Source organism: Nitrospirae bacterium CG2_30_53_67, from assembly GCA_001873285.1.
In the GTDB taxonomy this organism is placed as follows: Bacteria; CG2-30-53-67; CG2-30-53-67; order CG2-30-53-67; family CG2-30-53-67; genus CG2-30-53-67.
Genome location: MNYV01000013.1, coordinates 1 through 9,115 on the forward strand (window position 1 = coordinate 1; position 9,115 = coordinate 9,115).

The 9,115-nt window shown below is 53.3% G+C and carries 8 protein-coding genes, 1 other RNA gene and 1 pseudogene; 2 read left to right on the forward strand and 8 right to left on the reverse strand.

The annotated features are described in order from the left end of the window. From AUK29_00525 to AUK29_00545, 5 genes and pseudogenes are all read right to left on the reverse strand, one after another. Nucleotides 1–1,453 (reverse strand): annotated as a pseudogene (locus AUK29_00525) (hypothetical protein). Next, a complete protein-coding gene (locus AUK29_00530; protein ID OIP66507.1) occupies nt 1,454–3,199 on the reverse strand; it encodes a hypothetical protein in 1,746 nt (581 codons plus the stop codon). Between the two features lie 529 nt (nt 3,200–3,728). Then, complete coding sequence (locus tag AUK29_00535) at nt 3,729–4,013, reverse strand: hypothetical protein (GenBank protein OIP66508.1); 285 nt, start codon at nt 4,011–4,013, stop codon at nt 3,729–3,731. A 243-nt stretch (nt 4,014–4,256) separates the two neighbouring features. Then, entirely contained in the window at nt 4,257–4,502 is a 246-nt protein-coding gene (locus AUK29_00540) for a hypothetical protein (GenBank protein OIP66509.1), read from the reverse strand. Between the two features lie 79 nt (nt 4,503–4,581). Beyond that, a complete protein-coding gene (locus AUK29_00545; protein OIP66510.1) occupies nt 4,582–5,043 on the reverse strand; it encodes an SsrA-binding protein in 462 nt (153 codons plus the stop codon). A 355-nt stretch (nt 5,044–5,398) separates the two neighbouring features. Between AUK29_00545 and AUK29_00550 the strand changes: the two genes are divergently transcribed. Together AUK29_00550 and ssrA are read left to right on the forward strand one after the other, a co-directional pair. Continuing rightward, nucleotides 5,399–5,878 (forward strand): molybdenum cofactor biosynthesis protein C, encoded by a 480-nt coding sequence (locus AUK29_00550; GenBank protein ID OIP66511.1) that lies wholly within the window; start codon nt 5,399–5,401, stop codon nt 5,876–5,878. Between the two features lie 78 nt (nt 5,879–5,956). After that, nucleotides 5,957–6,307, forward strand: a transfer-messenger RNA (tmRNA) gene (gene ssrA / locus AUK29_00555). A 35-nt stretch (nt 6,308–6,342) separates the two neighbouring features. On the opposite strand, the gene AUK29_00560 is transcribed toward ssrA, so the two are convergent. The 3 genes from AUK29_00560 to AUK29_00570 all read right to left on the reverse strand — a co-directional run bounded on the left by AUK29_00560 (nt 6,343) and on the right by AUK29_00570 (nt 8,800). Continuing rightward, on the reverse strand, nt 6,343–7,209 hold the full coding sequence (locus AUK29_00560) for a chemotaxis protein CheX (protein OIP66512.1): 867 nt from the start codon (nt 7,207–7,209) through the stop codon (nt 6,343–6,345). A gap of 411 nt (nt 7,210–7,620) precedes the next feature. Continuing rightward, nucleotides 7,621–7,980 carry a two-component system response regulator gene (locus tag AUK29_00565; protein ID OIP66513.1) on the reverse strand — a complete coding sequence of 120 codons (360 nt, stop codon included), beginning with the start codon at nt 7,978–7,980 and terminating at the stop codon, nt 7,621–7,623. Nucleotides 7,981–8,080: 100 nt separating this feature from the next. After that, nucleotides 8,081–8,800, reverse strand: coding sequence for a monofunctional biosynthetic peptidoglycan transglycosylase (locus tag AUK29_00570; GenBank protein ID OIP66514.1), 720 nt, complete (start codon nt 8,798–8,800; stop codon nt 8,081–8,083). Nucleotides 8,801–9,115: the final 315 nt, after the last annotated feature.

Consider the following 9,115-nt stretch of genomic DNA (forward strand, 5'->3'; position numbering starts at 1 on the left):
GATGTTCTGCGCTCAGATAAAGCCCGGGCTCCGAAGAGGCCTCAACGAGGGCAAAGAGATTCTCCGAACCTGGACCTTTGAGTTCCTCTCCCTCCTGCCAGTCATTGTTGCTCCACCGTACGGCATGCACGGGACTTTCTCCGAGCTGCAGGCCGGAAAGGGTCTGGGCATAGAGTTCGCTTCCGATGCTGCGGATGAAAAGCCCTTTCCGGCGGTGTACGATCCGGAGGGCTCCTTGCTGCTGTGTGATCACAAGGACTCCTTCGTCCGTGTTGACGATGATCTCGTCCACGCCGTCTCCGTTCAAGTCAGAGGCTTCCAGCCAGAAAAGCGTGGAGAGATCCTGATCTTCGAGTCTTTGGCCCACCCTCAGCATTCCCTGACGGAACGTATAAATCTGGATCTTCCCCGGTGTCCCGACGGCCAAAGCCCGATTGCCCTCTCCCATGAAGTTTCCTGCGGCCATGGACATGATCCGTTTGTCCAGTTTGAGGATTCGGACCCAGTGTGCCGGATCATGAAATCCTTGCAATGGGGGGAGCTTGGGCATGGCCGGCAGAACGGCGCCGCCGGCTGCGGCCATGGGGAGCGCCAAAGGCGCGGCGGCCTCCTCGCTTTCCGGTCTGTCAGCGGAAAGGATATCTGCGCCCTGCTGAGGGGGAGCGGAGGCCATGGTTTCAGCCGGGACTGCGGCAGGCAGGGGCTGGGCCGTCTTGGATGCTGGCCGCGCCTCAGCCATGGAAGTACTCCGGGACGAAAGCAGGACCGAAAAGGTGTCGAGCCCCGCTCCTGTTTCCACGGCATAGGGCGCCATTTGCAGAATGTTTTCTCCGAAACCCGAGAGGACCTTGACCTGTAAGATGAGAGGGGTCTTCAGTGCGGGCCCCAGTACCGAAAGGTCCATCTGCTCGAGGGCAGAGAAGTCCGCGTAGTGGTTCTGGATCATGGCCGTGAGCACGTCTTCGGTCCGTACCGGGTCGATGTCTCCCTTGGGCGGTGAGTATTCAAGAAGAAGACCGAGCGCTTCCCTGGACATGGGGACCAGAGCGACCGGGAGGGGTCTCGGCCATCCCGTGACCGGATCGCCTTTTTTGATCTCCTGTTTTCTGATCCTTTCCGCCCGGATTTCCTGGCCGGAAACCCCGGTTACGCGGACCAGGGCCGCCGGCTGAGGGAGAGCTCCTTTGGCCGTCTCTTTTTTGATCATGAGATAGGCGCCGGATACGACCGGGGAACCCGGCGCCGTCTGGATCACCACCGTGGACCCTTGCACATCCTGAACTTTACCGGAAAAGACCGGGAAGAGGTGAAGGATCCGTGAGGTGATCTCCTGATAGGCGTCTGTCTTTGCATGGGCGGTGATGGAGGTGAAGGAAATGAGAATGGCGGTGATGAACATGAAAAGAACAAGGCCCCTGAGGGCGCGGCCGCAAAGCGGTGGAATAACGGACATCTAATGGGTCTCCTTTCCGTGATAGATCTGAAATCCAGTGATCCCCCGGATGACCTCCGCGTAACGGGGATCGATGTTAATCAATTGGATCCGTTTCTTGTACCGTTTGATCATGCGTTTCCTGAAAAGGAGGATCTTGAACGCCATCGGGGTGATCGCGCGGACCTCCTGAAAATTGATGATCACGGTCTTGGCCCCCTGCCGGATCGCCTGCCGGCTCTTGCTCCAGAGTTTGCGGGCGGAAACCTTGTCCAGCACGCCTTGCAGGTCCAACTGGAAGACCGGCTCGGTCCCGATCTTCCGGATCCGAATCCTGAGGAAGTCCATGATCTTTGCCGAGGTCTCCACGGCGCCTTTGGCCGTGTGATCGAGAGCGGCCGTGATCTTCTCCTTAGAGTGGATGATCTCCGGAATCCTGTTGAAGATCTTCGAGAACCGGGGAACCTTCCCTTCCGGACTCCTTTCCACGATCCGCCGATAGCCGTAGTTCAGGGCGAGCCTGGGGAAGAGCCTCGGCTGAGGATGCAGGACACGCCTCGCGATGGAGCTTATTTTGTAGGTCTCGTGGAATGCCCAGAAGTATCCCTCCTGAAGCGTCTCCGGCGTCATGAGTTTGGGGTAAAAGACCGCGTTTCCGGAATTATACTTCCCCCAGTCATAATCGAATATCCTCCCCTGGTCCTGAAGCTTGTGAAACAGCTTGGTCCCCGGGAGCGGGGTCAGGATATGATAGGTGGGGAGGGCGATCCGGTTCTTCTGCACAAAGCGGACCGTGCGCTCAAAAACCCCCTCATCGTCGGTATCGAACCCGAAGATGAACCCCGCGTTGATCATGATCCCGTGGTCATGGATCTTCCTGATGGATTCTTCATATTCCGAGACCTTATTGATCTTTTTGTTTGCGGCCTTCAGGGTCTCGTCCGACAGGGACTCGATCCCCACGAACATGGAGACGCACCCGCTCATCATAGCAAGTTTAAGGAGTTCATCATCCTTGGCCATGGTGAGCGACCCCTGGCTCCCCCACTTGATCTTGAGCGGGATCAGAGCGGTGAAGAGTTCCCTGGCATATTTCCGGTTGCCCACGATGTTGTCGTCCACAAAGGCCACGAACTTCGCATTGAACCTTTCCTTGAGCTGCCGCACCTCGGCCGCCACCTGTTCGACCGGACGGAAACGGTAGGTGTTCCCGAAGAATTCGGTTACGGAACAGAAATCGCAGGAAAACGGGCACCCCCGTGTGGTCTGAAGCGAGTTGGCGGTCATGTACCGGTCCCGTTTCAGAAGGCCCAGGCGCGGCATGGGGATTCGGCTCATATCAACGGGTTTTTCGGATTTGTAGATCCCTTTCATACGCCCGTGTTGAGCGTCCTCGATCACCTTGCCCCAGACATTTTCAGCCTCCCCCACCACCACGGCGTCCGCATGGGCTAGCGCCTCATCGGGCATGAGCGAGGCATGGATTCCTCCCATGACCACGGGCACCCCTTTGGCCCGGTAGGTCTCCGCAATCTCATAGGCCCTTGGGATATAGGTGCTCATAGTCCCGATGCCTACGAGATCCACCGGCTCGTTCAGGTCCAGCGCCTCCACGGTCTCATCCGTGATCGAGACCTCGTGCTCCGGCGGCGTGAGGGCGGCGATGATCGGGAGGCTGAGCCTGGGGAACCAGATGGCCCGGACTTCCTTTCCGGTATGCCGCATGTGTGAGCCTTTGAGGGCCGGGTCTATCAGCTTGATTTTCATTTTTGGAAAGTCCTCCTGGTGCAGCGGTCATGAAAACATGGAGCATTCATGCGTCCCACAGCCGACAGCAGGGAAAGATCCGATGAAAAAGATGCTTAAAGATACACCAGGTCCCGTGACATGTCAAGGTTGTGTTTATGTGTGTTTATGTGTGGGTGTGCAACAAATTTATGGGTAACATTTCTCTAAGAGCGTCATTCTCCGACCCCCCGATCGGGCCTGTCCTCCGACTTGGAGGCTGTGTCGCAATGCATTCTGGAGCGAAAAATAAAAAATTGTTCCCCACATTTTAACCAGGGGAAGTTATGTTGTGGAATCGACAAGCAAGTTGGTTGCTCATGTAAGCGCTCATTCCCCACTTCTTAAAATAGCGTTGCATTGCGACACAGCCTCTGGATCGGGGAATCCACCCTTCGGCAGGCTCAGGGTGACAATTGTCATAGTGAGCTTGTCGAACCATGGATTGTCCGGTCAAGCATGCCCTCCGACTTGATCGGGGGGCCGGACAATGACAACTGCGGGATCCATGCTACAGGTTTGCCCGCTTAATGATCTTTTCGAGTTCTTTTCTGTTAATGATTCTCATAATGGTTATGGTATGGCTTTGCAACCTGTATAGAACCCTGTAATCTCCGGAACGAAGCCGGTAGAGAGGCGGTTTGAATCCTTTCAGTTTCTTAATTCCGGATCCTCCGGGCAAGGGGTTTATGGAAAGAGATTTTATCTCCGAGATGACCTGATCACGGAAAGCTTTTGGAATATCATTTAGGTCATCAATGGCTGCGCGGGCTAATTGGACAATGAATTCATCCATTAATCTTGCGGCTTTGTAAAAAGTCCATCTGCAGGTTACGCTTTCCGCTCCGAACAGAGTTCAGAGCGCCGCGTGCCCCGCTTTGCATTATCCATGCCGCCTACGGCGGCTTTAACATTAATGTATCTTGGGGTGCGCTGCGTCCTTCGTCATTGCAGCGTAGCTGTAAGTACGCCTCATTCCTCAGGACTTGCGCGCGGAGCTATAGGAGCTTTTTACTTTGCCGCCTCATTTGAGGACTTTTTATGATAGGTAGTCATCCAGTGAAATAACTCTGCCGGCCTTTATATCCGCTTCCGCTTTTGCTATCTTCTTTCGTATGGCCGGGCTGTTCTCAATGATAAAGTCTTCAAGATCGTCTTCAGTAAGCCGGGTAAGAGATGCCGCCGGTTTTCCTCTATAGGTGATGATCACAGGTTTTCCCTTCACCACCTCGCGCAACAGTTCATTCGTTTTGTTCTTTAATTCAACCGTATTGGCCACTCTCATAAAAGACGCCTCCTAATAGCGCTATTATAATAGCCATGTTGCAGCATGTCAAGAAGATAAAAAAGTTGAGTTATTTTTTTTACCTATGCCGTCTTGATTTCATTGCCTTTTCGATCTCCCGAACCTCTTCCCGCTTCTTGATATCCTCTCTCTTGTCGTACTCGCGCTTCCCCTTGGCCAGAGCGAGTTCCACCTTGGCCAGACCCCTGGAGAAATAGACGGTCACGGGAATCAGGGAGAACCCTTTCTCCCGGATCTTGCCGATCATCCGGCGGATCTCCCTTTTATGCATGAGAAGTTTGCGGGTCCGGATGGGATCGTGGTTTGAGATGTTCCCGTGTGTGTAGGGGCTGATATGCATCTGATAGAGGTAGAGCTCTTCCCCCTTTAAACCCGCATAACTGTCTTTGAGATTGGCCTGCCCGTTGCGCAGGGATTTGACTTCGGTCCCGGTCAGGATCATGCCCGCCTCGTATTTTTCCACCAGGAAGTAATCCCTGTGGGCCTTGCGGTTGGTGCAGACGATCTTTTTTCCTTCCATGACATCTCCCGGTCTCTTTTTGTATTGATCTACAGTAACATAAACACAAAACTCCGGGCAATATGTTTGATAAAAAGGGACGGAGGGGCTTTTTTTGAATATGTATTAGGGTCCGTCCCTTTCGGTCTGCGATAAAAATATGGGTAGACCTCAGGATTGATATGTTGTCATTGTCCGGCTTGACCGGACAATCCAGTCTTTTATTGTCTGGATTCCCCGATCAAGTCGGGGAATGACGCTCTTAATAAAAAATATTTATCCATAAATTTACCGCACACCCGGACCCTTTTTGAAAGCTTGATTTTCCTGATGGGATGATATAGGATTTTTAAAACCTTATTAAGGAGGAGAGACCTTGGCGGATCTCAGCCATTTTGATGAAGAGGGGCGTTCCCGCATGGTGGATGTCTCGGACAAGAAAGAGACCCTTCGGGAGGCCGTGGCGCACGGCGCGATCTCCATGCAGCCCCGGACCTTCGAGCTGATTCAGGACAGGAAGATCAGTAAAGGGGACGTCCTGGGCGTGGCCCGTGTGGCCGGGATTATGGCGGCAAAACGCACGGCCGAGCTGATCCCCATGTGCCACCCGCTCAGTATTACGGGAATTGAGATCCTCTTCTACCCGGATCCCGAGAAGAGCAGGATTGAGATCGAGGCCCGGGTCAGAATCACAGGCAAAACCGGGGTCGAGATGGAGGCGCTGACCGCGGTCTCGGCCGCGGCCCTCACTATCTACGACATGGCCAAGGCCGTGGACCGGGGGATGGTGATTTCGGATATCCGGCTTATGAAAAAGAGCGGCGGGAAAAGCGGTGTCTTTGAGCGCAAGGCGTAAAAATTGGCCGATAAGTTGGCCGATAAGGTTGAAAAATTCTGAAAAAGGTGTATAGTTATACTACATCATCCAAAGAAGGGGGGCGATTGGTCTCGACGGGGGTGAGAAAGCCCCGGCTGCATGCCGAGGTCCCGGTGGCTCGTTAAACAATCGGGAAAACACAACTGCCAACAACGAACTGGCACTGGCTGCTTAATTAAGCAACCCGTCCTCTTTCTCCTGCCTGTGGGGGGGAGTCAGGGCGCAATATTCACAGGATAGCCAAGCGGGGAGGGCTCCGGCCCCAAAGGCGAAACATCAGGAGATAGCGACGAGGCTAAGCCCGCCCTTGGGGCGTGCCTCCGGGCGAATCCCAAATCCAAGGGTAAGCATGTAGAGGTCGTGGCGGACCATTTCCGGACGCGGGTTCGATTCCCGCCGCCTCCACCAATTATTACTTGTTGCATTGCAACAAGTAATAATTGCTACGCTGGTTTCAGGAAAATGCCGAGTTCAACCTGCTCGTCAGCCACATAGAGCGGAAACAAAAGTCCCATTCCTCCCTCGGGGATATGAACGCCTTTCCCTCTCACGTCAAGGACCTCAGGGGGGACAATGCCGATCGTTTTTCCCAACTGGACCGCCTTGGCCGCGATATTGCCGCAGACAATGTTCATGAACTCCATGACGGTGTCATCCAGCACTTCATCGGTTTCATTCGTCACGTCATCTTCCTTCAGAATCGCCTTTGCAATCAGTTTCCTGACGCCTGATGAGACGGAAAGCAGGTACTGTGCCTTCACTTGCCCTGTCAAGTTCATGGAAACGATGGTATCATTGGGCTCCATCTTTTGAATGACCACACACTGCCCGGGCTTGAAGGTAAGATTCACAATGCGGGTAAACATCTTATAGGTCAGGTCTGCCGCCGCTTCCCATACCTTGGGATCCGGCACACCGTCAGGGATGGCCACTTTCTCGATCATGTAGGGCGCCTGATCAATTTTAAAAGCATCAAGATAACCCGGCAGATCATCCGCTTGAATGGCGCCCACTTTAACCAGCGCTTCTCCAATGTACAAGTGGGTGCTTTTCTGTTTTGCAAGGACCTCTTTGAGCTGATCCTCGGTCAGGATACCTAACTTGATGGACATGTCGCCGAATCGCAGATCTTCGGACCGCTGCGCTTCATGGATGCGTTCAATGTCCGCATCGGTTAAGAGGCCCATAGAGCGAGCCATTTCGCCGAACTTGATGTTGACGAAATCCTGCAGTTCCACGGCTTTCAGCAGGTCTTCCCTTGAAACCACTCCCTTCTCCACCATAAACTGGCCGAAAAATTTAACCGCCATGACGGATCTCCCTCATTTGAAAATAGTTTAAATAGGACAACTCTCGTACGGGCACATTTACCCCGGAAACCGTCTCGTCATCCCTGTAATTATGGTTCTTCTCCCATTTAGTGGGTAAAAAGGGTTCGAGGATTCAAGGGTTCAAGGGGTCAAGTGAAATACTGATACCGGTAAACCGAGTACAAGAACGCAAGCAAAATCTCCAGAGAAAAACACTGGAACCCTTGATCCCAAGATGCCTTAGTGTAGTAGCCGTCGCAGACGGCAAGTATAGAGAAAAGCGGGACACGAGAAGCGTAACCCTATGACCCTCGGCCCCTTATGTTTTTAGCACTTCACTTGACCCCTGGAATCCTTGACCCCTTGACCCCTGATGTTTTCACCTACTCTTTTGGAGATGATTCGTAATTATTACACCTCACGGAGAATTCGCAGCACATCATCAGCTTCAAAGGGCTTGCATATAACGTTTCGGGCGCCGAGTTTCATGGCCTCGGTAAATTTGTCACTAACCCCGCCAAGCGAGGTCACCATGACGATTTTCGCATTCTGGTCAAAGGCGATCAGACTTCGTAATGCAGTCAACCCATCCATCGTGGGCATATTCATATCCATGCAAACAATGTCCGGATGTCCGGCCTGATACTTCATGATGGCCTCTGCGCCGTTCTTTGCCCGGTCCATCACCTCAAATTCACCCGTACTAACAATAATTTTTTCAAGCCGGCGGCTCACGGAGATGCTGTCATCCACGATCAGAATTTTCTTCATATCCAATCACCCTCCTGACTTGTCTTGCCGAACAACCATGCATGAAGTTGAATTTATGAATTGGTACCTTTATCGGCATAACGGGCAGTTTTCTTTAGACTTATTCATATTCCGGCTCCACGATCCCCCGTTTTAACATAATATGATAGATGTGAGCGGCCCGGCGTGCCACAAATCTTGAATGGCCGATCGGATTGTATTTCCTCGGGTTCGGCAGCACGGCGGCCAGTCTCGCAGCCTCTTCAGGTCCGAGCGCTGAGGCGGGCTTGCCGTAATACCTTCTGGATGCGGCTTCAATGCCGAAGATCCCCCGGTCGCCCCATTCGGCCACATTGAGATAGATCTCGAGCATCCTCTTCTTCTTCAGGGTTTTCTCCATGCGCCATGTAATGATCGCCTCACGGATCTTTCTGACCGGGTTCTTGGAAGGCGAGAGATAGAGGTTCTTTGCAAGCTGCTGGCTGATCGTGCTCCCGCCCAGTTTAAATTTTTTTGCCTGGATATCCTTTTCCACGGCCTCCTGCAGGGCCTCGTAATCAAAGCCCTCGTGGCTCCAGAATTTGTCGTCTTCGGCGATGAGCACGGCCTTGATGAGATAAGGCGATATGGCCCTGTAGGGGACCCATATCCGGCTGATCGTATCATGCTTACCCATGATCTTCCATTCCTTCTCGCGGTATTTCATGAAAGCCGTCTTCCCGGGATTTTCTTTGGCAAGGCTGGACACATCCGGGTAGACGAACTGGAAGGCAGTGAGTCCGAAAAGCGCAAGAACCAAAAAGAGAATGAACCGTTTTATAAAGGATTTTTTCTTCGCCACCCAGAGAAAATATCACGCCGGATGATCCCCCTGCAAGGAAAAAGGGCAAGGAGATCGGGGTCAGAAAAGGGGACATCCTGATCGGCCGGGTGCGCGTGCCCCACGGAATCAAGGCCAAGACCGAGATGAAGGTCCTGGTCACCATCACCCCGCCGTTATGAAAAGCCGTCGAATCTTAAGACCTTGGGGAAGCTCGTTTCCATCGTATCATCCGGGCGGGGGCGGGGCATCCATCAGAAGAAAGGCGGGCCTGGCCTTGAAGGGGTTGTAAAGCGGATCGCCGATCAGGACCATCCGCCATGAAAGGTAGGGATT